We start from the raw sequence: 25319 nt of genomic DNA on the forward strand, positions 1-25319 counted from the left end.
CGATGGTGTGTTCGGGTTCAGTAAGTCTTCTTGGCAGCCAGCTTCCATGATTTCGAATTCAGGTATTGTGGAATCAGAGTATCCATAGGGTTAGTAGTGCCAGCGCAACGGCGAGCAATAAACCGGGCCAGAGAGGGCGGCAAAGAGAGGCATGTCCTGCAAACAGGGCCAAGCCACCTTTGACCAGTGTGTTGGTGATCGCGGCCAGCGTGATACCGGTTACGGCGGTATCGGTGCCGATGCTGTCTTGTGCCATGCGCGCCAGAGTCAGGGTGATCGCATCCACATCGGTCAGGCCGGCCACAATCGATACCAGCCAAAGACCCTGTTCTCCCATGTGTTCTTCAATACCGTGTGCGATGAGCAGAATTCCGGCCAGCAGGATGCCGAATTTTAGCGCAGGAATGATCTGGAAAGGTTGTGTAGCCAGCTTCTCGGTATTTATTGCCGTACTGGATTCACGTTTGCGCCACAGCAAGAAAGCACCGAGCACACAACCCAGTGTCATGGCCAGCATGGGGGGGAGCAGCGTTGGCAGGAGTTCAGGGTTGATTACAGCGACTTCCAGCAAAATTCGCGGGTACATGATCGCCGAGGCCAGCAGAATGCCGCAGGACAACAGGCGCGGCATCGGAACACGGGCGTTCATGCGTGCCAGACTCAGGGTCAATGCAGTACTGGATGCCAGGCCGCCGAGTACACTGGTGATCAATACTCCCTTCTTGGGACCGGTCAGACGCATGGCAAAGTAGGCCGCCAGGCTGATGCCGGCGATCAGCACCACCATCAACCAGATCTCGTAGGGGTTAAGCGCATCCCAGGGGCCGTAGCTCTGGTTGGGCAATACTGGCAATAACACGACTGAAATCAGAGCCAGCTGTAGAATACCGCGCATTTCACTGTCACTCAGGTGCCCCATTGCCTGATGCAGGGTTTGTTTGAAGTGCAGTACGATGGTGGTGATTACAGCTACGGCGACCGCAAGACTAAGGTCGCCGAGCATGGTGAGCAGTCCTGTGAGATAGGTAACGACGCCAGCTACTATGGTCGTTATGCCGTAGTCGTGATCATTATTGGAATCGAGCCAGTGGGCCAGCCCGAGCAGTAAAGTGACCGCAAGACCCATGGCGATGGCAATACCGGGGCCGAGCGGTGTCGTCAGCACGCCTGCCAGTGCACCACTCAGTGCCAGCAGGCCGAAGGTACGGATTCCGGCAATGCGACCGCCTGCCGGGGTGTCGCGTTGGTGCCAGCCACGCTGAAGTCCGATTAGCATTCCCAAGGCCAACGCTACCAGTAACGGTAAGAGTTGCGTGTCCATTAAGTATCCTGCAGGGCTGCCTCAGCCCGATTGACTGACTTACAGGGTAGCAGATCTCTATGAGAACCAGGGGCTGACAGTCAGGTGCTAACAGATAAAAACGCGTATTGGGGTAGGTGCCCAAGGCCTAAAGGTAAACTGCCAGTTAATCGAATGAGCCGGGGCGGTGGTATTTTCAGTGGCCCGTAGTGGCCCGGAAAGTGGGTCGATAACGTGTTCCAATACCGCGTGCCGATGGTGTCATTCCGCACGCGAACTGCGGCTACGTGATTCTGTGTGGTTAGGCGACCTTTGAACTGTGTACTTGGCCACACAGCAGGTAGCTGCGCAATACGAGAATGCCCCATTATCCCCTCATTAACCTCTTAGCAAACCCTTTGTTAATACTTGACTAAATTACTGGGATTTGAGACAGTACAGGCCTAGGATTCAAAACGTTCCAGGAGGTTTCATTGCGGGTAACAAGTAAGGCACATTACGCTCTCCGGGCTTTACTGGATTTGGCTAACCATGAGCCGAGCCGTTGTGCGGTGAGCCTGGCTGCGATCGCCGAGCGGCAGGATATTTCCCTTTCGTATCTGGAGCAACTATTTGCTGGCCTGCGCAGTAAAGGGCTGGTGGTCGGCTTTCGGGGGCCCCGGGGCGGATATCGTCTCGGTGGGCGGCCGGAAGACATCAGCGTGGCTCAGGTCACGGCCGCCGTCAGCGAAAATATGGACACCACCCGCTGCCAGGGGGAGGGCAACTGCCAGCATGGAGCAATCTGCCTGACGCACCATCTGTGGGAGGCACTGAACGAGCATATACGAGACTATCTTCAGGGCATTACTCTGGCAGATGTCATGGCTCGTGAAGCTGAATCCGGCGGCAGTGGTTCCCGGTGCCCGTCGGCTTCCGGCCAGGAAGAAAGGATCGAGGCCGTGGAGCAATTGCAGGGTTCGGTATCAGTATTTAAAGAACAGACAGAGAGTAACTAATATCATGTCGGAACAGATCGATGATCTTATCAAAAGCCACTATGCGGCCGGCTTCGTCACCGATATAGAATCGGATACCCTGCCACCAGGATTGAACGAGGACGTTATCCGCTTCATTTCGGCCAAGAAAAACGAGCCGGAATGGATGCTGGAGTGGCGACTGAAGGCCTATCATGCCTGGCTGGAAATGGTTGAACCCCACTGGGCGCATGTGAGCTATCCGGACATTGACTTCAATGCCATGTCCTACTTCTCTGCGCCGAAGCGCGATGAAGACCGACCCCAGAGCCTGGACGAGGTGGATCCAAAGTTGCGCGAGACCTACGACAAGCTGGGCATTCCCCTGCATGAGCAGGAAATGCTTGCCGGCGTGGCCGTGGATGCTGTGTTCGACTCGGTGTCCGTGGGTACCACTTTCCGCAAGAAGTTGTATGAGGCGGGGGTCATCTTCTGTTCTATCAGCGAGGCGCTACAGGACTATCCGGAACTGGTGCGCGAGCACCTGGGTACAGTAGTGCCGCAGAAAGACAATTATTATGCGGCGCTGAACAGCGCGGTCTTCAGTGATGGCTCCTTCGTCTACATTCCCAAGGGTGTGAAGTGCCCCATGGAGCTGTCTACCTATTTCCGCATTAACGAGGCCAAGACGGGCCAGTTCGAGCGCACCCTGATCGTGGCTGACGAAGGCAGCGAAGTCAGCTATCTGGAAGGCTGTACGGCACCCATGCGGGACGAAAATCAGTTACATGCGGCGGTGGTGGAGCTGGTGGCCCTGGACAACGCGAAGATAAAGTATTCTACGGTACAGAACTGGTATCCCGGTGATGAGGAAGGTAAGGGTGGCATATACAATTTTGTCACCAAGCGAGGTCTGGCCCATACCAATGCCCATATTTCCTGGACACAGGTGGAAACCGGTTCCGCCATCACCATGAAATACCCCAGCTGTATACTCAAAGGCGACAACAGTATCGGTGAATTCTATTCGGTGGCGCTTAGCAGCAATTTCCAGCAGGCGGATACCGGCACGAAGATGATCCATCTGGGCAAGAACACACGCTCGACGATCATATCCAAGGGTATTGCCGCTGGACACGGATCCAATACTTATCGTGGTCTGGTGCGAATGAATCCGGGTGCCACCGGTGCACGTAACTATACGCGGTGCGACTCACTGCTGATCGGAGACCAGTGCGGCGCGCACACGTTTCCCTATATTGAAAGTAAAAATCCGACCGCCATCATTGAGCACGAGGCCTCCACCTCCACGGTCAGCGACGAACAGTTGTTTCTGTGTCTTCAGCGCGGCATTAGCGAGGAAAAGGCGGTATCCATGATTGTCAACGGTTTCTGCAAGGAAGTGTTTCGGGAATTGCCTATGGAATTTGCGGTGGAGGCCGGCAAGCTACTGGAAGTTAGCCTCGAAGGCGCCGTCGGTTAATGGTCGGCCTCATAGAATTTTATACAGGAGAGTCAGAATAACGATGTTATCTATCAAGAATTTGCATGCCACCGTCGAGGGCGAGGATATCCTGCGTGGTATCAATCTGGACATCGGCCCAGGCGAAGTGCATGCCATCATGGGGCCCAATGGCTCGGGCAAGAGTACCCTCGGCCATGTGCTGACGGGCCGCGAAGGCTATGAGGTCACCGCTGGTGAAGTCACCTTCATGGGCCAGGATCTGCTGGCCCTGGCACCGGAAGAGCGTGCTCTGGCCGGTTTGCTTCTGGCTTTTCAGTACCCGGTGGAAATTCCCGGTGTCAGCAACATGGAATTCCTCAAAACCGCTGTGGATGGGATGCGCAAGTATCGCAAGCTGGAAGCGATGGATTCCGTGAGCTTCATGAAACTGGCACGCGAGGTTTGCAAGCGCGTGGATCTGGATCAGAATTTTCTCAAGCGCGGTGTTAACGAAGGTTTTTCCGGTGGCGAGAAAAAGCGCAATGAGCTGATGCAGATGATGCTGCTTGAGCCGCATTTGGCCATCCTGGATGAAACCGACTCGGGTCTGGATATCGACGCGCTACAGGTGGTGGCTGCCGGTATCAACAGCATGCGCGACGGCAAGCGTTCCTTTGTACTGATCACCCACTATCAGCGCCTACTCAACTTCATCGAGCCAGACCATGTTCACGTGCTGGGGGGCGGTCGTATCGTCCGCTCCGGTGACAAGTCGCTGGCACTGGAACTGGAAGATAAAGGCTACGGTTGGCTGGAAAGTGAGGCCGTGTAATGAGCGATTTTATTGCCGAAGCCCTGCAAAAGCTCCCCACCGAGACTCCGGGTTGGCTCAGTGAACAGCGTCGCAGGGGCAGGTCTAGCTGGAAGTCCAGCACCATGCCCACCCGCAAGACCGAGGACTGGAAATATACTCGGCTGAGAGCCCTGGAAGAGGGTGCTTACCTGGGTTGGGCAGAACGCCAGGATCCTACATCGCCAGCGCTGACGGCCCTGCGTGATCAGGTCCATATCTCCGGATTGGACGCCCGTATGCTGGTGTTTGTGAACGGTTTCTACAGCCCCGAGCTGTCCAGCCCCACAGCCATGGACGGTATGGATATCGTGCATTTCAGTGAAGCCGATGAGACACAGGTGGAGACCATACGCACCCACCTGGGCACAGCTGCCAATCGCGACAAATACATGTTCACAGCCCTCAACGATAGCTGGCTCGATGATGGCGTATTCGTGCACGTAAAACAGGACAGCAAGGTCATAACACCACTGCACATCGTCTGGTTGACGGTGCCCCAGCGCGAGGCTTTCAGTCTGTCCCAGCGGCTACTGGTCGTTATGGAGCCTGGCAGCGAGGCCACGGTGGTGGAACACTTCGCCAGCGACGGGGCCCAACAAAACAGTTTCACCAATGGGGTCACTGAACTGGTGCTGGGTGCCAATGCCCGCCTGTGCCACTACCGGTTGCATCTGGAGGAGGAGCATGCCCTGCATATCGGTGGCGTGCATGCCAGGCTCGATCGCGATGCCAGACTCAATAGTTTTCACCTGGGGCTGGGCTCGATACTCAAGCGTCTGGATGTGGTGGTGCGCCATGAAGGTAATGGTGCCCACTGCGATCTCAACGGCATCTACCTGCCGCGGCACAGCCAGAATATCGACTACCATACCTGCATCGAGCATGCCCGGCCGCACTGTACAACCAAAGAGGTTTTTCGGGGAGTTATCAGCGATAACGCACGGGCGGTGTTCAACGGACGCATCCATATTCATCCGGACGCCCAGAAGACAGTGGCGGAACTGAGTAATAAAAATCTGCTAACCAGTAACAAGGCGGAAATAGATACCAAGCCGGAACTGGAGATTTATGCGGATGATGTCAAGTGTACCCACGGGGCCACGGTCGCACAGCTCGATGACTATGCGCTCTATTATTTGTGCAGTCGCGGCATTGCCAGAGAGCATGCACAAGTGATGCTCAGTACCGGTTTTATCAACGAACTCATCAACAACCTGCAGCACCCCACCCTGGGCGAGTATCTCAAGCCCGTACTGAGTGACATGTTTGTGCAGCAGGTGACACAGAGAGAGAGGACAGAATAGGCGCATGGAAACACCGGCAAAAAACATCAGACAGCAAGAGCGGGTTTTCGATGTGGAGGCCGTACGCCGTGATTTCCCGATCCTGCAACAGCAGGTCAACGGACATCCATTGGTGTATCTGGACAATGCCGCCACATCACAGAAGCCCAATGCCGTGATCGACGCCATCAGCGACTATTATCGCGGCTACAATGCCAACGTGCATCGTGGTATCCACGCTCTGTCGGAAAAGGCCACGACCGCGATAGAAAATGCGCGTCAATCGCTGGCAAATTTCATCAACAGCCCGGCTCCGGAGCAGGTCCTCTGGACACGTGGCACCACAGAGGCCATCAATCTTGTGGCTTACAGCTGGGGCCGGAGTAACCTGAAGCGGGGTGACCGGGTGTTGGTTCCAATACTGGAACATCACTCCAGTATCGTGCCCTGGCAGATGGCCACTGAATCCACCGGTGCCGAGGTGGTGCCGATTCCGGTAACACCGGGTGGCGAAATTGATATGGTAGCGCTGGATGAGCTGCTTGATGAACGCGTGAAGATGGTGGCTGTGAGTCACATCTCCAATGCCCTGGGGACAGTGAACCCGGTGGCCGACATTGTAGTGAAAGCCCATCGGGTGGGGGCAAAAGTCCTGATCGATGGAGCTCAGGCGGTGGCGCATACCCCTGTTGATGTGCAGGCGCTAAATTGCGACTTCTATGCTTTTTCGGGGCACAAGATGTTCGGTCCCACTGGTATCGGTGTGCTCTGGGGGCGCCGGGAACTGCTGGAAGCCATGCCGCCCTGGCAGGGTGGCGGTGAAATGATAGAACAGGTCAGTTTCGCCGGCACCAGCTATCAGGGATTGCCATATCGCTTCGAGGCCGGGACACCGGACATAGCCGGTGCCATCGGACTGGCCGCAGCAGTAGACTACCTGCAGCACCTGGATCGAGTCGCCGTGGCTGCACATGAGGCCGATGTGCTCGAATACACCCTGGCACAGGGGGCGGCCTTTGATGGCCTTACCCGTTTCGGTGAGGCCGACCATGTGGCCGGTGTGTTCAGCTTCCTGCTGGATGGCATACCGCCATCCGATGTGGGTATGCTACTGGATCAACAGGGCATTGCCGTTCGCACTGGTCATCATTGCGCTCAGCCGATCATGGCGCAATACGGGATACCCGGCACGGTCAGGGCCTCGTTTGCCCTGTACAATACCCGCGCAGAAGTCGACCGTTTGTTCGAGGGGCTTGCCAAAGCCCGACGGATGTTGGGCTAACAAAATTTCATACGGTAAGCGGCACCGTATCCATTCAGGATAAGATTGCCGCAGGAAGGTGAAGCATTATGAGTGTAGAGAAATTTGATCTTGCACAGACAATTACCATTACGCCGGCTGCCGCGTCACATTTTCGCGAACAACTGCAGCGTAACGGTGGTGCCGGTGTGCGCATTGGGCTGAAAAAAAGCGGCTGCACCGGCTTCAAGTATGTTATCGAGGAGGTGCCTGCTCCGGAAGAAAACGATGTAACCCTGACGCTGGATAATGGCGTGGCCATCTATTTTAGTCGTGAAGGTGCCATCGCCCTGCGCGGTATGGAAATTGACTATACCCGCGAGGGCGTCAATCAGACACTGAAGATCGAAAACCCCAATGTCACCGATATGTGTGGCTGTGGCGAGAGCTTCGATATCAAGACACAAGAAACATGAGTCAGGAACGCAGTATTGTCAATGTTGCACGTGACTGCCCGGGGCGACTGGTTCCTGTGGGTGATTCCGTGACCATCCCGGCCGGATCCTTCGTCACCATCGTGCAGTCCCTCGGCGGCAACTATACCGTTGTGCATCAGGGCAATATGGTGCGGGTGGATGGTGTGGATGCGGATGCGCTGGGTCAAAAAAAGCTGGAGCTCAACTTCGCTGATCCCGGCAATGACCGCATCGATGAAAATCAGGTCTGGCAGGCATTGGAGACTGTCTACGATCCCGAAATCCCCGTTAATCTACGCAGCCTTGGGCTGATCTACGATCTGGATATTGATCAGGACAGCGGCAGGGTGGATATCCAGATGACCTTGACAGCCCCGGGTTGTGGCATGGGCCCGGTACTGGTGGGCGATGTGGAGCAGCGGGTGAAGCTGGTGCCGAACGTAAAGAGTGCTCATGTGGAGCTGGTCTTCGATCCACCCTGGAGCCGGGAGATGATGTCCGAAGAGGCGCAGCTCGAAACCGGCATGTTTTTCTAGTTAGCGGAAACCCCATCCATCATGACGACAATCGAGAACATTCCCAGTAATCCTTTCGGAAGCTCTATCCGCGCCGATGACATCAAGGAGACACTGGCCTTCTTCGATACCTGGGAAGATCGCTACCAGTACATCATCGACCTGGGTAAGGAGCTGCCACCCATGGATGATGAATTGAAAACCGATGAGCGCCTTGTGCGCGGTTGCCAGAGCCAGGTCTGGCTTAACACTCTGCAGAAAGACGACCGCCTCTTCTTCGAGGTTGACAGTGATGCCTTCATTGTCAAAGGCCTGCTGGGTATTATCCTTGCCGCCTACAATGGCAAAACTAACCAGGACATCCTCGATTTCGACATCGAGGGCTACTTCGAAACTCTTGACCTGATACGTCACCTCAGCGCCACCCGCGGCAATGGCCTGCGTGCGCTGGTGCAGAGTATCCAGTCCGCAGCTCGCCACTCAAATCACTCTGAACCCAATGCAGTGAAGTAGCTTCCCCAAGTTCTAGCCGGGTTAATTGGGCTTGTTCCTCCAATTTACTGTCGCTGTTGCGTATACTGACCCGACCAGTGTTTCAGGGGCAGTCCGGAGATGCAGATCACTACAATCACACCGGTTCATTATCCGCTGTCGGTCAGGTCAGGCGTGAACGAATTCTCCGCTGCCTACGGCGAACTTGTGCAGCGTATAACCGCACTGGGAGACGGACAGGTATTGCATGCTCCAGATTGGCATTGCTCCGCAGAAGAGGGCGACCAGACGGATCAGCCCGGTTCCACTGCCTATTCGGATATCACCCGTGACGACCGCGATATACGGCTGGGCTACTGGTGGGGTCGAAGCGTCGACGGCTTTGAACTGACATTGCATTGCTTCAACAGCGAACTGGCCGTGGTGGAACTGGTGCTGGAGCCGACGCCGGATATTGACGCCCATGCATTGAAAGAGTGGGCCGAAGAGCAAACCAAACTCGCCATAAGTCAATTTGCCAACCGGGAATTTGCCCGCATTATGGCTGCTCTGCGCGAGGCAAATATTGACAACCTGCAATTGCGTGAAGAATGCAGCGACCTGAAGTGTCTCTGGGTCGGCAGTATACTTAATCTGTCGTCAGAGGAGGTGCAGCACGAAAACACTCAGGCTCTGCTTCATCAATGGCTGGATGCGACCATCCGGCCCGAAGATGCCGAGGATATTATCAACGGTCGGCTGCGCCATTCGCTGCGCTGGCTGAATTATGTGATCGTTGCACAGGAGCACCAGACGGATCGCCAGAAAGTCGACGCCATGATTCTGGCCCAGTATTTTTATGCGGTACAACACTACATCAACCGCGATCTTCTCGCGGATATTTCCGATGTGTTTCTCGAGAAAAACCTGAAAACCAGCGAGCTGAAACTGCAACGGGTAAGGGCCCGCACACAGCTTCACATTACGACCTATTACGAAGCACGCAACCACCTGGTTCGCGCAAAAAAACAGTGGATGGAAGAGATACTACAGGCCTGGGATTTCGACGACCTGCTGGAAAATGCACAGCGGATGGTGGATGTCTGTTCGACCCGCATTAACGAAATCAATAATAAAAAGCGCTCCCTGGCCTCGATTCTCACCGACAGCCTGCTGGCGCTGATAGGCCTGTTTGCCATACTCGATCTCGCGCTTCAATTCGTCACCTACAGCCGGGAGATGGTGACTTCACCAACACTGAATTACTACGACGAGCAGACATCGGGACTACTCAGTGTCCTGGCGACCTGGAATATCGATCTTTTCATGGGGGTTAATTTACTGATTGTGATTTTGCTGGGAGCATTGTATGCAGTTCTCAAACTGCGTTAAAAGTGCACTGTTGTGTTCAGCACTACTGTCGGGCACAGCTCCCGCCGGTCCTTTCACCGCAGTGGACGTCTATACAGACGTATGGCCACCTTATGTGAATCGGGCGCAGGGTCAGGAGACTGGCGCCATCACACGTATTGTCGAGCTTGCCCTGCGCAATATGCGTCTCGATCCGCAGTGGCAATATGTGGATTTTTCGCTGGCCTACGAAATGGTCAACAATAACGAAATTCGCCTGTCCTTTCCGTATTTCGAGACGGCTCGCCGCAAACAGCTCTATCCCGATGTGCGCTTTTCTGCACCCCTGATGACAGTGGACAATGTGCTCTATTACAGCCGAGAGCACCGGGATTTTTCCTCACCGCCGGATTCTATCGGCGATCTTCGACTCGGTCGCGTGGCCGAGTATGCCTATGGTGAGAAATTCGAGGCATGGCTGGTCGGTGCCACGGAGTATCAGTCGGAAGTGCTCGCCCTGCGCGCTTTGTTCAACGGTGATATTGATCTGTTGCCCATGACCAGGCTCGTAGGGCAGGCATTGGTCCTGGAGCATTTCCCCTGGCAATACCGTTCCTTTCGCCATATCCCCGGCGAGGACTATCTGTCACAGGATACGGTTCATCTGGTGACCCACGACGATCCGCAGGGGGAGGCATTTATCAAGGCGTTCGATGAGGCACTGGAAAAGCTGGCAGGGGTGAACAAGCAGGACGAGGTGCAGGAAACCTCGCTGGATGCCGGGCGCAGTACTGGCTATGTGCGTCTGGTAGTGGGGGAGGGACATCCTGTGATCATCGGACAGACTCAGCGGCAGGGAGAGCATCCCGACAACCGCTACGTCATGATTCCGCCCGGCAGCCGCGGGCTGGTGCTGGATTGGAGTGATGCAGTATTTAAAGAGTTCAACTCCCCCAAACTATACGCTGCCATGGTGGCATTATCAAAAATCCGCATCGTCGATGGTCCTCACGTTGGTCGGGAGTTCTACGTCAAGAACCTGCACATCGAAATTGAATAGTTATGACCGGTTTTGAATTGCTGGGCTGGTTCGGCACCCTGCTTTACCTTGCCAATTATGCTTACCTCGCCTTCTATCCGCGCTGGCACAGACCCGTGTATTTCTCGGCCAACGGCGTTGCCGCCCTGTCTTTGGTGGTATCTTCTGCAGCCATTGCCTCCTGGCAGGCGGTGGGCATAAATTTTTTCTGGGCGGCGATCAGTGTCTGGTTGTTGATAGGTGGAAGTTTCAGGTTCGTAAGGGTAGGGCCAAGCGTTCTCACAGTCGGTGTCGGATTGTGTTGGGTGGCCGCGTTGCCCGCGCTATTCTGGCAATGGCAGTTGGCGGTGGCGATCATTGGCTGGAGCTCAACATTTGCCTTCAGTGCCGCCTATCTGTTGTTCGCCGCACGCCGACTGTCAATTGGCCCCTACCATCTATGGAATGCCTATGCGGCATTCGTACTACTGCCGCAGCTTTACCTAGACACCAACTGGCCGGTGCTGGCGATGGAAGTATGCTGGTTTGCCATTTCGCTATCGGCGCGTTTCAACCTACATCAGCCTGACGAACCGCGCTAGGGAGGCGGTTGGTTGGATACACCAAACGAAGAGGTCGGATGATAGCGCGTTGAATTTTAAAGTGGGCTGTGATTAAAAAGAACAGCTTTGCCGTGTCGTTCTGGAATCAGCGAACAGTGTTCTATTTATGGTCTATGTTAGGTAATTTGCCTTTTCTTGTTCATCACTGCCATGCAGAGAGCCGTTGGCTACTGCCTGAAAGACGCCGATTGACACCTCCTGCCGGCATCCGATAATGTCCGTTGCTCCTGTCTTAAACCCGGCAAAAGTTTCCGATGAAGTGGTACCTCTGTCGTTATCTTCATTCGCAAAGCCGCCTCGCGCAGTTTCTGCGCTTCGCCACCGTTGGGTTGAAGATGTCTTTGATCGACGTTGGTGGTACTTACCTGCTGCCTTGGCTGTTTGGTATGAAGCTACATGTCGCCCGCATCATTTCGCTGACCACAGCAATCATGGTGGGCTATCTGCTCAACCGTTACTTCACTTTCGGGCGCGACCAGCGCGGCAGTTTTCATCGCCAGATGGCCGGACATTTTGGCGTTCATGCCGCCGGAGGACTCCTCAACTATGGCGTGTTCAACGGCGTAATTGCACTGGGTTACAGTCATCTGATCCAGCCGCAGGCACTACTGCTGTTGCCACTGGTTGCTATCTGGATCGGCGGCCTGGTCGGCCTGGCATTCAACTTCACAGTGTCCAGCAGGCTGGTGTTCAGCAACCGGGCGGAAAACCCCGGTGCGGCTTCATGAGAGATGCTTTCCTGCTCAGTGTGCGATTGCACGCGCGTTGGTTCATTGAAGCTTTCGGAGCTGAAGGTCGCCGTGCTGGGCCATTGGGTCCTCGGCGACTGGCCGTCCTGCTGATTCTGTTTCCGCTGTTCCTGTTGTTGCAGACCATACACTGGCTGGGTTTTCTGCTCGACGAGCTGTTTTTTTCCGGCTGGCGCAGCGTTGAAATTCACCAGCCATTGTTCATCAGTGGCGTGCCCCGCAGCGGAACAACTTTCCTGCACCGCACACTGGCTCGCGATACGGCCAGTTTCACTACCTTTCATACCTGGGAGGCACTGTTCGCCCCATCGGTTTCCGAGCGGAAACTGTTCGGTATGTTCGCTGCCCTGGATCGGTTGCTCGGCAGACCGTTGCAGCGGCTCGGAGATACAATTACCCGTCGGGTGACGGGTGGTTTTGCCCACATTCACGAGGTTGGCCTGCAGGCTGCCGAAGAGGATTACCTCACGCTGTTGCCCGCGGGTGGCTGTTTTATCCTCGTGCTGGCCTTTCCCGCCAGTAAGTCGTTGTGGCTGCTGGGGCGATTGCGCGAACTGCCGGATTACGAACGCACCGTGCTGCTGAATTTTTATCGGTCCTGTCTACAGAAACATCTCTACGTCAATGGCAGTGGGCGCCGACTGTTGTCTAAGAACGCCGCCTTTGGTTCCTGGTTGCCCGAGCTCGCTGAAAGTTTCGATGACTCGCGCTTTCTGGTCTGTCTGCGTGAGCCGGGTGGGGCGCTGCGCTCCCAGCTCAGTTCCATTCGCAACGGTCTGGTTTTTTTTGGTACGACGGCGGCATCGGATCATGTCACGCATGAGTTTCAAGTGAGCCTGGAACATGTCTATCAGCAACTACGTGAGCAGCGCCGCTGCCTGCCGGCCAGTCGTTTCGCCGTGGTTGATCACAGCCAATTACAGAACGAAACGCAGACCGCCATCACCGCGACACTGCGTCAGCTGGGGATCCCGCTCACCGATGCGTTGCAACGGGTACTGGAGGATGCTGCCAGAGAGGCCCGTGACTATGGCGGCAGCGGGCACGTCCACTCGCCGCTGTCAGAAGCCGAGGTGCCACAACCTGACCTGGTAAGCATTTACCGGGAGATACTCGAACCACCGGCGGGCTCATCATGAGCAGCGGTATCGGTACCGGGATCGCCTCAGGCACTGAACCGAGCTGCCGGCAACGCGATGCGAGCCGGCTGCGGGTGGCAATTTTTTCCGACGCATTACCCGCACGTAACGGCGCCGGAGCCTATTATGAAGACCTCGCCGCCCAGCTCGGGCCGCAACTCGGCGAACTGATACTGTTCCAGCCGGTGGTGAAAAAACGATTACTGCACTTCGCCCTGCCTCTGCCCGGCGACTCTACCCAGAAACTCATCACCCCCAATGTGCTGCGTATCCACCGCGAGTTCCATGCGCTGCGGCCTGACCTGGTGATCTCGGTAACGCCGGGGCCATTCGGGTTGCTGGGGCTTTGGCTTGCCAGGCGCAGCGGTGCTGGATTTCTGACCGCGTTCCACACGCATTTCGAAGGGCTGGCGAAACTTTACGGTGACACCTGGTTCTTCCGCCTGGCGCACTGGTACCTGGTACAGGTCAATCGTATTCTCTGCCGCAATAGCGACTCAGTGCTGGTCAACAATTCTAGCCTCAACGCCACCGTGGAAAGCCTTGGCGCGCGCCGTGTGGATGTGATGGGTACCCCGTTATCGCGAGCGTTTCTCGATACCCCGATTGTGCCTCCCACAGAGAATCTGCGGCAGGTACTGTTCGCCGGACGTCTGGCGCCGGAGAAAAACCTGCCCGCTATCCTCGATGCTGTGAAAGCACTGCCGGACATCCGCTTCGTCATAGCTGGCGACGGTCCGCTCCGTAGTGAGCTCGAGCGCGAGGCTCAATTGCTGCCCAATCTGCGGTTGACCGGCTGGCTGGAACGTGACGCCCTGCGCGCGGAAATGGACGCTGCCGGGCTGCTGATATTGCCCTCCCATATGGAGACCTTTGGCACGGTCGCATTGGAAGCGATGGCACGCGGCCGTCCTGCCCTGGTGGCCGCCAACGCCGGTATTCACGACTGGCCGTTGCTAAAGGACTCGCTGTTCACCCTGGGTGAGGGCGAGTCCCTGGCGCAAGTGTTGCACCAGCTGAGTGAGCTCCCGGCGAGTACTTGGCAGGAAAAAGCTGCTGCTGCACGCAGGGCCGCTGAAACCCTGAACAGCCACACCATTAGTCAGTGGCTGGATTTTGTGGAACGGTACGCGCGTAAAAACCGGCATGAATAGCCAACTCCGAGCAGTGCTGTCAATGCACGACGTGATGCCCGAGACGCTCTCCCTGGTGGAAGATTTCCTGGCATTCTGTAGCACTCACGCGATCCCGCCCATGACCCTGCTGGTTGTACCCGGATGCGATTGGCGTGACGAACAACTCGACCGGCTGCGGGATTTGGCGGGACTCGGCCACGAACTCGCCGCGCATGGCTGGCTGCACCGTGTGGGGACGCCGCAGAGCCTTTACCACCGACTTCACTCGACCCTGTTGTCGCGCAATGTCGCCGAACACCTAGCGCTCGACGGCGAAAGCATTCTGGCGCTGATGCGCCGCTCACACGCCTGGTTCGCCGAACACGATCTGCCTGCACCGTCACTTTACGTGCCGCCGGCCTGGGCGCTGGGCGCAGTTGCGCGACAATCGCTGGCATCACTGGATTTCGCGCGAATTGAGGTGCTGCGCGGTGTATTGGACTTGCGTACCGCTCACCTGCATCCGCTGCCACTGGTGGGATTCGAAGCCGATTCCGGGTTTCGTGCGGCGATCCTCCGGCTATGGAACAGCAGCCAAATCGGAATGGCCCGCATCTCTCGGCGAACCCTGCGCATCGGTGTTCATCCGCAGGATCTGAATCTTCGTCTCGGTGGCTCGTTGCGCGAGTTGTTGAAAGAGCGCTGGCACTTTATCAGCTATGGCGACGTACTCTGATCAGGATGGCAGGGTGGTAGCAATAACGGCGTTTTTAGAGATGGATTCATTTGACTGATGCATGAAATTTAGGGCTTTCTATGTTCTAACCGAACTCATTCACTGTATTCCCCAGAAACTGACGGGTGTGTAGTGGTTCAATAATTCTGGACCCCAACAAAAGTAGTAGTATCTCCACCTCTGGATGATATGGCAGGCCTATATCCAGCAACACATCAATACCCATCCGTTATCGGCGGTCTTGTCCTCGGTGTTGCTTTTCTGGTGTTACTGGCCTGGGTATTGGCCCGTTATTCAGTAAAATTGCCTATTGCCAAATTTTTGCCAATACCACCTATCTGTTGCTGGCTCTGGCGCTCATTTTGATGGGCAAAACGGTTATCGGTCCTGCAGGAAGCAGCCCTCCTTGGTATCAGTCCATTACCTGTTAGTTTCGAAATCGACTGGGTTGGCGTCCAGTGCAACTGCCAGGAAATACTTGCGCAACTTTCTGTTCTACTGTTTTTTTTTGATGGCAACGGAGTTGAGAAATAAAGCTTCCTGTGCGACATCACGTACAAGCTATTTTGAAAATCCAGATGTTGGCCGTTAGAAACCGGATTAACTGACAGATTTTTTAATCCATTTACTCAGATATTCACTAGTTTGCGCAATTGCGAGGAAGACTATCTGCTGTCCAAATTGGTATCGATCATCCGGTTCAGATGATCAGAGCGCGCTGGGCAGACGGGTTTTCTTATGGGTTGTTTCCCCACAGCAGCCTGCCCGGTTGCCACATCGGTCACGATTTAAGTCGTTGCGGCTTCATTTACACTCAGGCAGCTGTGTCGGTTGGCTTCGTTCTATCCGTTTGTGTCATGGTGGTGTCCCCTGGGCAAAAATAGATTAAGGTCCAACCAGTCGAGAACTTAAAGGGCTGTTCGCTCGAACAAATCCGTAATTTACCCTGTGGAGACAGGCTGCCAAGCAATAACCAGTCAATGCCGGATTCACCCAGCCGGCTTTCCAACTGGTCGAGATTAAAATCCTCGCTCAGGCGCGTTGACTGTATTGTCCAGCCATCGTTCAGACGTTGTTGGAGGGTATAAAAATCTGTTGGTGGCTCAAAGGCGAAATAGCCACGCTGCTGCAAGGTCAGACGTTTCTGCTCTTGGCCTGACTCCTCGTGAGGGCGTAGCTGAAAAGTGCGGTGGTGTCCGAACTGGGCGCCCTGTGCTTTGCAGACCAGCGCGTTGTAGTAATGATTGTCGGTAGCGCACAGTAGAAAACTTAAATGCTCATCATCTAACTCATGCTCGGCATGTTCGGAGAGAATCTCTCCATGGTAGACCTTGATACCATCCATGCGGATTGGTTTAAGGCGTTGATAAGATCCATCGGTGACAACCACGTCCACCTCAAGATCCTTGAGGGCCTTTGCCAGGGCCTGAGTCCAGGGAGAGGCCCCTACGATCAGCAGACCGTTTTCTTCTTTTGCTGCTAGAGACAATTTTCGCGCCAGTGGCCCGAGAGTGAGACCGTGTGCCAATACGGTCACGAAAATGATCAGAAAAACGATTGGTAGAAGCAATTCGGCGTCCTGATAGCCGGCAGCAATCAGTGCCGGTCCAAAGATGCCCGCAGTGGCTGCGGCTACGATACCTCTTGGTGCAATCCACGCCAGTAGCAGTTTGTCCTCGCCGCGCATGGGTGCACCCAGGGTCGCCAACAAGATGGACAGTGGCCGCACCAGCAACAGGATAGCCAGCACAAAGGCCATCACTCGCCAGTTCAGCAACTCCAACTGATCAATTCTGAGCTGGGAAGGGATGACAATAAACAGCACCGATACCAGTACGATGGTGAGATTTTCTTTAAAGTGACGCAGTGGCTCACGCTCGACCAGTTTCATATTGCCGATGACCAGGCCCATCACTGTCACGGTCAGCAACCCTGCCTCATGCTGGATGAGATTGCTGGCCCAGTAAGCCGCCAGCACCAGCAACATCAGTAGCGGTGGTTTGAGATGAGGAGGAACTCCTCCACGCCGGTAGAACCAGCCTGTGAGCCATCCTCCCACGCCGCCCAACAGTGCCGCTGCGGCGATTGCCGCACCGAGCCCTGTGAGCACCTGTGACCAATCGCTCCCGGCGAGCGTGAAGTATTGAAAAGTGAGCACCGCCAGCAATACCCCCATCGGGTCGTTGACGATTCCTTCCCATTTCAACAGTGAAGCCGACTTCCCGTTGAGACGCGCCTGGCGCAGCAAAGGCAGGATCACAGTCGGACCTGTGACCACCAGAATAGCGCCAAGCACCCAGGCGACTGGCCAGCTCAATCCGGCAACAAAATGCGCGGCCAATGCACCGAAAATCCAAGCCAGCGGTGGGCCAAGAATTGTCAGGCGGCCAACACCGTGACCAACGCGTCGGATTTCGCCGAGCTTCAAATCCATGCCGCCTTCGAACAGGATAATGGCGACCCCCATACCAATAAGCTCTGTCAGTTCGGCCTGAGATAAACCCAGTTCGATGATGCCGCTCACAGGCCCCAGAACAAGGCCGGCTGTAATCAGCACAACGATTGCTGGCAGATGGATTCGCCAGGCAATCCATTGGCTGACAAGTCCGGCGCTCAAAATAATCAGCATAAGGGTGGCAGCGTGCATTGGTGCTCCAATAAGCCATGTTGAGGCGAAAAAAACTTTTCAGTCATTAGGTTGTTTTTAAAAAATAACCAATAAAATTAGATAATTATATTTATCTGTTAAAAATGTTTCGAGAAAAATTCCAGCAACTGTCGAATGGGGTTAGAAGTAATAGTTAAACGACACATTCCGTGTGCTGCATTTGATGAAACTGAATTCATAATAATCCAGGACCGGCTGTTGAACAGCTGCAGCTGATATTGTTCCGGGACGCTGAGCGATTAATTAGCGCCTGTCATGTGTGGCGATAGCTTCCAGCGTTGATGGGTTGGGATAGCCGTCCGCAACCATATTATTGGCGAGCTGGAATTCACGCAGTGCACTGCGGGTTGCGGAGCCAAGCACACCGTCAACGGGACCGGCATCATAACCGATTGCGTTCAGTGTCTCCTGGACAAGTTCAATATCAGTTTTGCGCAGGGGCTCCTGGACGTTGGTGCCATTGCGCAGTGCGCCAGCACCTGCGATGCGATCGGCCAGGTGGCCTACGGCAATAGCGTAGAGCTCGGAGCGATTCCAGCGCATGATGATATCGAAGTTATCGTAGATGAGAAATGCGGGCCCGCGGTGCCCGGCCGGCACCAGCAGCGCGGCGTCGATGTTAGTGTTGGGCAGTTTTCCGCCATCATTGAGTCTTACCCCGTGGGCTGCCCACTCGTGTAGCGGCCGACGCTGGTCGCGCTGACCGGCAAACTGAAACGGAAAGTTGTCGGGTAATTGCACTTCTCGGCCCCAGCGTAGACCAGACTGCCAGCCCAGAGCTTTCAGGTAGTTGGCACCGGATGCCAGGGCATCGCGTTCACTGCGCCACAGATCGATCTGGCCATCACCGTCACCGTCCACGGCATAGCGCAAGTATGAAGAGGGCATGAACTGGGTATGCCCTACGGCGCCTGCCCAGGACCCCTGCATATCCGCAGATTCGAGGGATTCGCGCTGCATCAGCTGCAGGGCTGCAATAAATTCACCTGAGAAAAAATCACTGCGCCGCTGATCACAGGCCAGCGTCGCCAGTGAATCGAGTGTTGGCATGCGACCGAGGTAGCTGCCGTAATTGGTTTCCAGACCCCAAAAAGACACGAGATACTGCGGAGGCACACCATACTGCTCCTGCAGATCCAGGAGAAACGACCTGTACTTTTCGAGCAGCGCCCGCCCGCGTTCGACACGCTCCGGAGTGACGCGCAGATCAAGGTACTCGGAAAAGGTCTGCAGGAACTCGGGTTGCTTCCGGTCAAGACTGATGACCCGCTCCTGTTGCTGCAGGCTGGGGACGACATCCCTCAGAATGCTTTCGTTGATGCCCGCGCTGCGGGCCTGTGCCTGAAGCGACATGAGGCAAGTGGAAAACTCAGTATTTGCCGACGATGGTGCTGTGATGGCGAGTGCCCCTAAGGCGAGGATAACGACGAAGTGGCGACGTACTGCGAATGTATTCACGTTTTGCGTCTCAGGGGGCGGTTAGGAACACATCGATGATGATTATCCACGGGTATTGCCAGCTGTCCACGCCTGAGTGTAACTCCAGATCGGGTTGTAACCGTAGCAAAGTGAGGCATGAATAGAACCAATTGTTATCATCTGCACTGATTTAATCCTTATTGATATACTGGAAAGCCCGGTGCACGTACGGTACCACCGCCTGAAACAGCTTAGCAAAATAAGATGTTTGCAAGGGCAGAATACCCCGCTCGGGATGCTGCACCAGTTCTAAGGGGCAACCAGCATAGATTGTACATATGGCATCGTATACAGGCGATTGACCTACAAGATTAACTGTTTCACCAAAGACGCATGGGTCTGTTGTTGTGGCAGCAGGGAGTGTTGAAGTGTCGGGCAATTAACAACAAAGTTGCGTGTGGACCTGAACAAAAAGGCATTTATTCTTTGTCATTGTACGTTTGCCAGAATCTTCATAACCCAGTCTCGGGATTGGCCATTTTAAAAGTAGGTATTTTAAAAAATGGATAGTAAAATCATGAGAAAACAAGGAACAGTAGATGACAAATATAGTTGTCGGACGTCAGGAAATTCTTGACTCAAACATGTCAATTCACGCCTATGAGCTTTTGTTCAGAGGTCAGGATTTTGACCTGAGCAGCAAAGATGGTTCAAGCGAGGCCACCAATCAAATAATTACGGACACTATTCTTGAAATCGGACTTAATAACGTAGTTGGTAACTCAAAAGCATTTATTAATTTTACTGCCCAAAATCTGTTGGAAAAAATACCACTTTATTTACCCAAGGATCGCATCGTTATCGAGGTTCTGGAAAATGTGGCAGTTGATTTGCGAATAATCAGCGCACTTAAAGAGCTTTCTAACGAAGGGTACACCCTTGCATTAGATGACTTCCAGATGAGTTCAGAATGGCGTCCACTTCTGGAGTTCGCCCATATTGTGAAACTCGATGTGCTGGCCAACCCACTACAGGAAACTCTGGATCTAATTCAAGAGCTCAAACCTTACAACCTGACCATCTTGGCCGAGAAGGTTGAAACTCATGAAATGTTTGAATTATTTCGTGATGCAGGTTGTGAGCTGTTCCAGGGCTTTTTTTTTCAGTAAGCCAAATACTGTTAAAGGCCGGCGAGTAGGTGTTAATCAGCTTGCTGCAGTGAAGCTGTTAACACTGGTAAATGACCCTGATGTTACTTTTTCGGAGCTTGCCTCAATCGTTTCTCAAGATGCTGGTTTAAGCTATAAATTGCTTCGTTATATTAATTCGGCGTTTTTTGGCCTGCGCAATAAAATGGAGTCCATAACACACGCTGTATCTTATCTGGGTCTGAACGAAGTAAGACGTTGGGTTAACGTTTTGACATTAGCGACATTGTCAGGCAAGCCCGGCGCCAGTTTCCAGCAAGCGCTGATCCGGGGAAAAATGTGCGAATTGACTGCGCTTCAGTGCGGAGAACAGGCGGGAAATCTATTTCTGATAGGAATGTTGTCTTCTCTTGATAGTATGTTGGATATCCCCTTGGCGGAAGCATTGGAGCAGATGCCAATTGGTGAGCAAATGCGACAGGCGATTCTTTTCCAGGAAGGTCCTGCTGGAGATATCCTTAATGATGTTCTCTCTTATGAACGCTGGGAATTGGCACATGAAAACTTAACCTGCCTAAGCCCGGAAGAACTTGGCAGCCTGTATTTGAAAAGTATCGAATGGGCCAAAGACGCCTTTGGTCAACTATAAATACCGAGCAGACATATTGCTGGTTTAATATAAAAAATCAGCTGTTTTATGTGCTGATATGTGGGAACGATCATCAGGTTTTTAGCTCTCTGGTCTTGGTAGATATCCTTCGCCTCAACAACGTGTTTGTTTTCCTCGACTCGGTATGAACAGAGTTTGGAGGGTGCTTATCACCTTAATGGCAAGGTAGAAAGGCAACAGAGTAATCCGGGCAATCTGGGGTGTTATCTCGTCTCCAAGTGAATAAATCGGGTAAATCAGCTAACTTGAATCTTCCTTATCCTACAAATTAGACATGTTTGTGTCGGCTAATAGTAATTGAGATAATAACAAAGTACTTGTGTGCTATGCCTCAGAAGCAAGCCGCTTGTCATCAGTCAGGATCAACCCCTATTTATGACGGATTTAAACACCAGTAGGTTTGCCAGTCGGGCAGACCATTTTCGTGAATTTCACCGGCTCAGCTTGAGCCGATATCATTCCTACAGCGAGCTCTACGCTGATTATCTTAAAACGGGGATGCGCTTATTCGACATGCCGACGGGTATTGTCAGTCGAATCCGCGGTGATCAATATACGATTCTTGCTATTGAACCCGGTACCACGGGCTTGATCACCGGGGATACCCTGCCACTCGGTGAGACCTATTGCTCGGTAGTTGTCAGCAAAGACTCGACCATGGCGGTCACCCATGCAGCAGAGGATGTTGCTTTCAATGGCCATCCGGCTTACCGACAGATGCAACTGGAGGCTTACCTTGCCACGCCTATTCACGTTAATGGAGAAATACATGGCACCTTGAATTTCACGGCGCCAGAAGTCCGAGAGCACCCTTTTGATGAGATTGATATAGAACTCATTGAACTCATGGCCGGGCGAATCGGTCAGGTCATTGAGCAGCATCAGGTTGATCGTGAGAGGCGGGATGCTGTCAAACGGTTGCGTGACAACATCAGGCTGTTTGAGAGTGCGTTCGAATATGCCCCGATCGGGATGGCTTTGGTGAGCCCTGAGGGCCGCTGGTTAAGGGTCAATCGTGCGATTACCAAAATTTTAGGTTATACGGCAACCGAATTGTTGGCTATTGACTTTCAGGCCATTACTCATCCGAATGATCTGGATACCGATTTGAAGTTTCTGTGTGAAATACTGGCGGGTGAGCGTGACACTTATCGGATGGAGAAGCGGTATTTTCATAAGGATGGGCGTGAGATTTGGGTCCTTCTGAGTGTTTCAGTGGTTCGCGACGAGCAAGACAATCCAGAGTATTTTGTTTCACAGATTCAAGAAATCACGGCCCAGAAGCGCGCAGAAGCGGAGTTGCTCTGCCGTCAAAAAGAGTTGGAGTCAGTGAATCGAAAACTAAAGCTGTTGTCCGCTACGGACCCACTGACTCAACTTGGTAATCGACGTGCACTGGATAAGCGGATGCAGGAAGAGTTACAGCGTAGTTCGCGAACTGGTGAGCCGCTGTCGCTGGTGATCGTGGATGTTGATCACTTTAAACATTATAACGATACGTACGGTCATCCTGCGGGGGATGTGGCACTCCGGAAACTGGCTATCGCTCTCAAGCAGGTGGCTCGTATAACTGATACCGTTATACGGCTAGGCGGTGAGGAGTTCTTGCTCCTGCTGCCACATACTGATGAAGCTGGTTGTTATACCGTGGCAAAGCGCCTTTCCCGGTTAGTTAGTAAACTGGATAATCTGGAGGCAGCGATTACTGTGAGCACGGGAGGAGCGACACTGATACCCGCCATAGGAACGACACATATACCCGAAGCAGACGCCCTGTTAAAGCAGGCCGATGATGCGTTGTACCGTGCCAAGCAAGAGGGAAGAAACCGCCATTGCCAGTCGCCATTACTGACCTGCTGAAGTATCTCCCCCTCAAACGCTGATTACATTCCGGTGATCTGTCGGGGACAATAAGAGATATGATATGCCGAGCTCTTGCAGATAGGCAGCGGCTCTACTTTTGAAAGCCCGACTCGATTGTTGAAAGTGGTTTTGTTCCTAAAATTCCTAACTACACTGGCCCGCTACGCTATGGGCCCGAGCACTGGCAGGTAGCGCTTGAGGAAGAAGGGTGAAGGCAACTGCTCAAGCCCAGGTTGAAACTGTGCTGACCAGCCGGCAGCAAGGGCAGGGCGATAGTCATCCAGAGCCTTCGTACATCTAGCATCCTCAATAGTGGTTCTCTGCCCATCAATCTGCTCCATCAGAAACCTGGCCCATAGTGCCGCCGTAACGACAATCAATACGTTTACCGCCGAGCTCCGATTGAGCAGAGCGGCGATCAGATGACCGGTCAGGCAAACCAACCACAACAGGAACTTGCACTGGATTCGATGCACATGAATGGCGGAACGCTGCTGCTAGAGAGTGTTTACTCCGATCGAGAGGATTCCCCTTGACTGACCTGTTCTATCAGTTCTTCGCGCAGTTCATCAAATTCTGTTGGTCGCTCCGACTCCCCAAGGTGATCGCTGCGGTCCAGTAGCCGGAGCAACCGTTCGCGAGTCATGGCTTCGTGCAACTCCTGCTGGCGACGCTCGGTGCGCAGGGAACGGAGCAAAGAGGCGGCCATAAAAATCATCAGAATCATAAACGGAAAGGCAGCCACAATGGAGATGGTCTGTAGTGCCGCCAGTCCGCCACTGAGTAGCAATACGCCGGCCACCAGCACCTGAATCACGCCCCAGGTCACCCGCGACCAGCGGCTGGGCGTGAGTACACCCTTGCTGGTGAACATGCCCAATACAAACGTGGCGGAGTTGGCCGAGGTAATCACAAACAGAATGATCAGCACCAGCATCAGAATACTGACAATCTCCGCTCCCGGTAGAAGTGCCAGGGTGGCGAACAGGGCAGAGCTCATCTCCTGTACCACCGCATTGCCCAGGGCTGCACCTTCAAACAGTTCAAAATACAGTGCCGAGCCGCCAAAGGTTGAAAACCACAACACACTCAGCAGCACCGGCATGCCGATCACACCCACGACAAATTCCCGGATGGTGCGACCGCGGGAGATACGGGCAATAAAACTGCCAACAAATGGGGCCCAGGAGAGCCCCCAGGCCCAGTAAAAAATCGTCCAGCGCTCTACCCAGTCATCGCCGGTATAGGGAGTCATCACCAAACTCATGCCCATAATATTGCCAAAATAATCACCGATGGCGTTGGTCATCGCGGCGGTAATGAAATCGGTGGGACCGGCAAAAAACACAAACACCAGCAGCGCACCCGCCAGCAACATGTTCACGTCACTGATGTAACGCACGCCGCTCTCCAGTGGCGCCAGCGCACATACCAGAAAAATCATCGAGATGCCGGCCAGAATCATCAGCTGCTGGTTGGCACCAAAAGGCACATCGCTCACTGACACCAGCCCACTGTTAATCTGAATAACACCCAGCCCCAGCGTGGTAGCCACACCAAATACCGTCGAGACCACCGCCAGAACGTTGATCAGATGGCCGCGAGCACCATCCACCCTGTCACCCAGCAGGGGTCGAAAAGTCTCGCTGATCAGCCCCGGGCGCTGCATCCGGAAGCGCACATAGGCAATGGATAACCCGACCAACGCAAAATTGGCCCACTGGTGAAAACCCCAATGAAACAGCGCGTAGCGCATCGCAGCCCCCGCCGCTTGGGGACTGCGTGGCTCGGCCTCGCCAAAAGGCGGACTGACAAAGTGACTCATGGGCTCGGCCACTGCCCAGAACACCAGTCCCACACCCATACCGGCCGAAAAAATCATCCCTAGCCAGGTGAGATAGGGAAATTCTGCTGCCTCTCCCTCCGCACCAAGACGGATGTGGCCGTAATCGCTCGTGGCAATGCCGATGCAGAACAGGAGAAAGCCACTGGTGGCAAACAGGTACAGCCAGCCAAAATGCTCGGTCGTAAACTTTAGACCGGCCCCAGCCCATTCCGACAGCCGCTCGGGGTTGGTAGCTCCCAGTCCGACAAAAGCCGCCAATAGCAGCAGCGACATGTAAAAAACCCAGCCGGGGCGGTTGTTCATGACCAATTATCCAAACAGCGTGCATTGAAAAAACAGCGCGGTGACGAACTTAACATAGCTGGCAATTGCCTGCACTGAGATAGGGCGGTCACCCGGAAGACTCTGTCAAAACGGAAGGAAACCTGCTGATAGTC

The 25319-nt window shown here is 54.2% G+C and carries 23 protein-coding genes; 18 read left to right on the forward strand and 5 right to left on the reverse strand.

Going from position 1 to position 25319, the window contains the following annotated elements:
• Positions 1-73 precede the first annotated feature (73 nt).
• Positions 74-1321, reverse strand: coding sequence for an MgtC/SapB family protein (locus AACZ64_RS03130; protein WP_293615010.1), 1248 nt, complete (start codon positions 1319-1321; stop codon positions 74-76).
• 452 nt (positions 1322-1773) lie between these two features.
• Here AACZ64_RS03130 and AACZ64_RS03135 point away from each other — a divergent pair, with 452 nt between their 5' ends.
• The 15 genes from AACZ64_RS03135 (at position 1774) to AACZ64_RS03205 (ending at position 15268) form a co-directional block, all read left to right on the forward strand.
• Positions 1774-2298, forward strand: coding sequence for an Rrf2 family transcriptional regulator (locus AACZ64_RS03135; protein ID WP_293615011.1), 525 nt, complete (start codon positions 1774-1776; stop codon positions 2296-2298).
• A 4-nt stretch (positions 2299-2302) separates the two neighbouring features.
• The gene (sufB, locus tag AACZ64_RS03140; RefSeq protein WP_293615012.1) at positions 2303-3739 is read left to right on the forward strand and encodes a Fe-S cluster assembly protein SufB; all 1437 of its coding nucleotides are present in this window, start codon (positions 2303-2305) and stop codon (positions 3737-3739) included.
• Positions 3740-3782: 43 nt separating this feature from the next.
• Positions 3783-4532: a Fe-S cluster assembly ATPase SufC gene (gene sufC, locus AACZ64_RS03145; RefSeq protein WP_293615013.1), complete on the forward strand. Its 750-nt coding sequence runs from the start codon at positions 3783-3785 to the stop codon at positions 4530-4532.
• The gene (sufD, locus tag AACZ64_RS03150; protein ID WP_293615014.1) at positions 4532-5857 is read left to right on the forward strand and encodes a Fe-S cluster assembly protein SufD; all 1326 of its coding nucleotides are present in this window, start codon (positions 4532-4534) and stop codon (positions 5855-5857) included. Before sufC ends, sufD begins: the two co-directional genes overlap by 1 nt.
• Before the next feature lie 4 nt (positions 5858-5861).
• Positions 5862-7118: a cysteine desulfurase gene (locus AACZ64_RS03155; protein ID WP_293615016.1), complete on the forward strand. Its 1257-nt coding sequence runs from the start codon at positions 5862-5864 to the stop codon at positions 7116-7118.
• A 68-nt stretch (positions 7119-7186) separates the two neighbouring features.
• Positions 7187-7552, forward strand: coding sequence for an iron-sulfur cluster assembly accessory protein (locus AACZ64_RS03160; RefSeq protein WP_036860233.1), 366 nt, complete (start codon positions 7187-7189; stop codon positions 7550-7552).
• Positions 7549-8088, forward strand: coding sequence for a putative Fe-S cluster assembly protein SufT (gene sufT / locus AACZ64_RS03165; protein WP_272981573.1), 540 nt, complete (start codon positions 7549-7551; stop codon positions 8086-8088). The genes AACZ64_RS03160 and sufT overlap by 4 nt, the downstream gene beginning before the upstream one ends.
• Before the next feature lie 21 nt (positions 8089-8109).
• Entirely contained in the window at positions 8110-8580 is a 471-nt protein-coding gene (locus AACZ64_RS03170) for a SufE family protein (protein WP_293615017.1), read from the forward strand.
• Positions 8581-8679: 99 nt separating this feature from the next.
• Entirely contained in the window at positions 8680-9930 is a 1251-nt protein-coding gene (locus AACZ64_RS03175; RefSeq protein WP_293615018.1) for a hypothetical protein, read from the forward strand.
• The gene (locus AACZ64_RS03180; RefSeq protein WP_293615019.1) at positions 9908-10948 is read left to right on the forward strand and encodes a transporter substrate-binding domain-containing protein; all 1041 of its coding nucleotides are present in this window, start codon (positions 9908-9910) and stop codon (positions 10946-10948) included. Before AACZ64_RS03175 ends, AACZ64_RS03180 begins: the two co-directional genes overlap by 23 nt.
• Positions 10949-10950: 2 nt before the next feature.
• Positions 10951-11508 carry a hypothetical protein gene (locus tag AACZ64_RS03185; RefSeq protein WP_293615020.1) on the forward strand — a complete coding sequence of 186 codons (558 nt, stop codon included), beginning with the start codon at positions 10951-10953 and terminating at the stop codon, positions 11506-11508.
• A gap of 275 nt (positions 11509-11783) precedes the next feature.
• A complete protein-coding gene (locus AACZ64_RS03190) occupies positions 11784-12257 on the forward strand; it encodes a GtrA family protein (RefSeq protein WP_293615022.1) in 474 nt (157 codons plus the stop codon).
• The gene (locus AACZ64_RS03195; RefSeq protein WP_293615023.1) at positions 12254-13417 is read left to right on the forward strand and encodes a sulfotransferase; all 1164 of its coding nucleotides are present in this window, start codon (positions 12254-12256) and stop codon (positions 13415-13417) included. The genes AACZ64_RS03190 and AACZ64_RS03195 overlap by 4 nt, the downstream gene beginning before the upstream one ends.
• Positions 13414-14571 carry a glycosyltransferase gene (locus AACZ64_RS03200; RefSeq protein ID WP_339639681.1) on the forward strand — a complete coding sequence of 386 codons (1158 nt, stop codon included), beginning with the start codon at positions 13414-13416 and terminating at the stop codon, positions 14569-14571. Before AACZ64_RS03195 ends, AACZ64_RS03200 begins: the two co-directional genes overlap by 4 nt.
• On the forward strand, positions 14564-15268 hold the full coding sequence (locus tag AACZ64_RS03205; protein WP_339639682.1) for a polysaccharide deacetylase family protein: 705 nt from the start codon (positions 14564-14566) through the stop codon (positions 15266-15268). The genes AACZ64_RS03200 and AACZ64_RS03205 overlap by 8 nt, the downstream gene beginning before the upstream one ends.
• A gap of 814 nt (positions 15269-16082) precedes the next feature.
• On the opposite strand, the gene AACZ64_RS03210 is transcribed toward AACZ64_RS03205, so the two are convergent.
• Positions 16083-17915 (reverse strand): sodium:proton antiporter, encoded by a 1833-nt coding sequence (locus AACZ64_RS03210; protein ID WP_293614798.1) that lies wholly within the window; start codon positions 17913-17915, stop codon positions 16083-16085.
• A 264-nt stretch (positions 17916-18179) separates the two neighbouring features.
• A complete protein-coding gene (locus AACZ64_RS03215; RefSeq protein ID WP_293614799.1) occupies positions 18180-19394 on the reverse strand; it encodes a lytic murein transglycosylase in 1215 nt (404 codons plus the stop codon).
• A 560-nt stretch (positions 19395-19954) separates the two neighbouring features.
• Here AACZ64_RS03215 and AACZ64_RS03220 point away from each other — a divergent pair.
• From AACZ64_RS03220 to AACZ64_RS03230, 3 genes are all read left to right on the forward strand, one after another.
• Positions 19955-20524 carry an EAL domain-containing protein gene (locus AACZ64_RS03220; protein ID WP_293614800.1) on the forward strand — a complete coding sequence of 190 codons (570 nt, stop codon included), beginning with the start codon at positions 19955-19957 and terminating at the stop codon, positions 20522-20524.
• Positions 20460-21152, forward strand: coding sequence for an HDOD domain-containing protein (locus tag AACZ64_RS03225; protein WP_293614801.1), 693 nt, complete (start codon positions 20460-20462; stop codon positions 21150-21152). Before AACZ64_RS03220 ends, AACZ64_RS03225 begins: the two co-directional genes overlap by 65 nt.
• Before the next feature lie 396 nt (positions 21153-21548).
• Entirely contained in the window at positions 21549-23033 is a 1485-nt protein-coding gene (locus AACZ64_RS03230; protein ID WP_293614802.1) for a diguanylate cyclase, read from the forward strand.
• 164 nt (positions 23034-23197) lie between these two features.
• Here the strand turns inward: AACZ64_RS03230 and AACZ64_RS03235 are convergent, their stop codons facing one another.
• Positions 23198-23512: a hypothetical protein gene (locus AACZ64_RS03235; RefSeq protein WP_293614803.1), complete on the reverse strand. Its 315-nt coding sequence runs from the start codon at positions 23510-23512 to the stop codon at positions 23198-23200.
• Positions 23513-23544: 32 nt separating this feature from the next.
• On the reverse strand, positions 23545-25185 hold the full coding sequence (locus AACZ64_RS03240; RefSeq protein ID WP_293614804.1) for a BCCT family transporter: 1641 nt from the start codon (positions 25183-25185) through the stop codon (positions 23545-23547).
• Positions 25186-25319 lie beyond the last annotated feature (134 nt).

Origin of the sequence: uncultured Porticoccus sp., from assembly GCF_963975625.1 — a bacterium.
Taxonomy (GTDB): domain Bacteria; phylum Pseudomonadota; class Gammaproteobacteria; order Pseudomonadales; family Porticoccaceae; genus Porticoccus.

Excerpts from the sequence above, each read along its gene's own strand:
- AACZ64_RS03130 (WP_293615010.1), bottom strand. The coding sequence starts at position 1,321 with ATGGACACGCAACTCTTACCGTTACTGGTAGCGTTGGCCTTGGGAATG.
- sufB (WP_293615012.1), top strand. The coding sequence starts at position 2,303 with ATGTCGGAACAGATCGATGATCTTATCAAAAGCCACTATGCGGCCGGC.
- sufC (WP_293615013.1), top strand. The coding sequence starts at position 3,783 with ATGTTATCTATCAAGAATTTGCATGCCACCGTCGAGGGCGAGGATATC.
- sufD (WP_293615014.1), top strand. The coding sequence starts at position 4,532 with ATGAGCGATTTTATTGCCGAAGCCCTGCAAAAGCTCCCCACCGAGACT.
- AACZ64_RS03155 (WP_293615016.1), top strand. The coding sequence starts at position 5,862 with ATGGAAACACCGGCAAAAAACATCAGACAGCAAGAGCGGGTTTTCGAT.
- AACZ64_RS03160 (WP_036860233.1), top strand. The coding sequence starts at position 7,187 with ATGAGTGTAGAGAAATTTGATCTTGCACAGACAATTACCATTACGCCG.
- sufT (WP_272981573.1), top strand. The coding sequence starts at position 7,549 with ATGAGTCAGGAACGCAGTATTGTCAATGTTGCACGTGACTGCCCGGGG.
- AACZ64_RS03170 (WP_293615017.1), top strand. The coding sequence starts at position 8,110 with ATGACGACAATCGAGAACATTCCCAGTAATCCTTTCGGAAGCTCTATC.
- AACZ64_RS03175 (WP_293615018.1), top strand. The coding sequence starts at position 8,680 with ATGCAGATCACTACAATCACACCGGTTCATTATCCGCTGTCGGTCAGG.
- AACZ64_RS03180 (WP_293615019.1), top strand. The coding sequence starts at position 9,908 with ATGCAGTTCTCAAACTGCGTTAAAAGTGCACTGTTGTGTTCAGCACTA.
- AACZ64_RS03185 (WP_293615020.1), top strand. The coding sequence starts at position 10,951 with ATGACCGGTTTTGAATTGCTGGGCTGGTTCGGCACCCTGCTTTACCTT.
- AACZ64_RS03190 (WP_293615022.1), top strand. The coding sequence starts at position 11,784 with ATGAAGTGGTACCTCTGTCGTTATCTTCATTCGCAAAGCCGCCTCGCG.
- AACZ64_RS03195 (WP_293615023.1), top strand. The coding sequence starts at position 12,254 with ATGAGAGATGCTTTCCTGCTCAGTGTGCGATTGCACGCGCGTTGGTTC.
- AACZ64_RS03200 (WP_339639681.1), top strand. The coding sequence starts at position 13,414 with ATGAGCAGCGGTATCGGTACCGGGATCGCCTCAGGCACTGAACCGAGC.
- AACZ64_RS03205 (WP_339639682.1), top strand. The coding sequence starts at position 14,564 with ATGAATAGCCAACTCCGAGCAGTGCTGTCAATGCACGACGTGATGCCC.
- AACZ64_RS03210 (WP_293614798.1), bottom strand. The coding sequence starts at position 17,915 with ATGCACGCTGCCACCCTTATGCTGATTATTTTGAGCGCCGGACTTGTC.
- AACZ64_RS03220 (WP_293614800.1), top strand. The coding sequence starts at position 19,955 with ATGACAAATATAGTTGTCGGACGTCAGGAAATTCTTGACTCAAACATG.
- AACZ64_RS03225 (WP_293614801.1), top strand. The coding sequence starts at position 20,460 with ATGAAATGTTTGAATTATTTCGTGATGCAGGTTGTGAGCTGTTCCAGG.
- AACZ64_RS03230 (WP_293614802.1), top strand. The coding sequence starts at position 21,549 with ATGACGGATTTAAACACCAGTAGGTTTGCCAGTCGGGCAGACCATTTT.
- AACZ64_RS03240 (WP_293614804.1), bottom strand. The coding sequence starts at position 25,185 with ATGAACAACCGCCCCGGCTGGGTTTTTTACATGTCGCTGCTGCTATTG.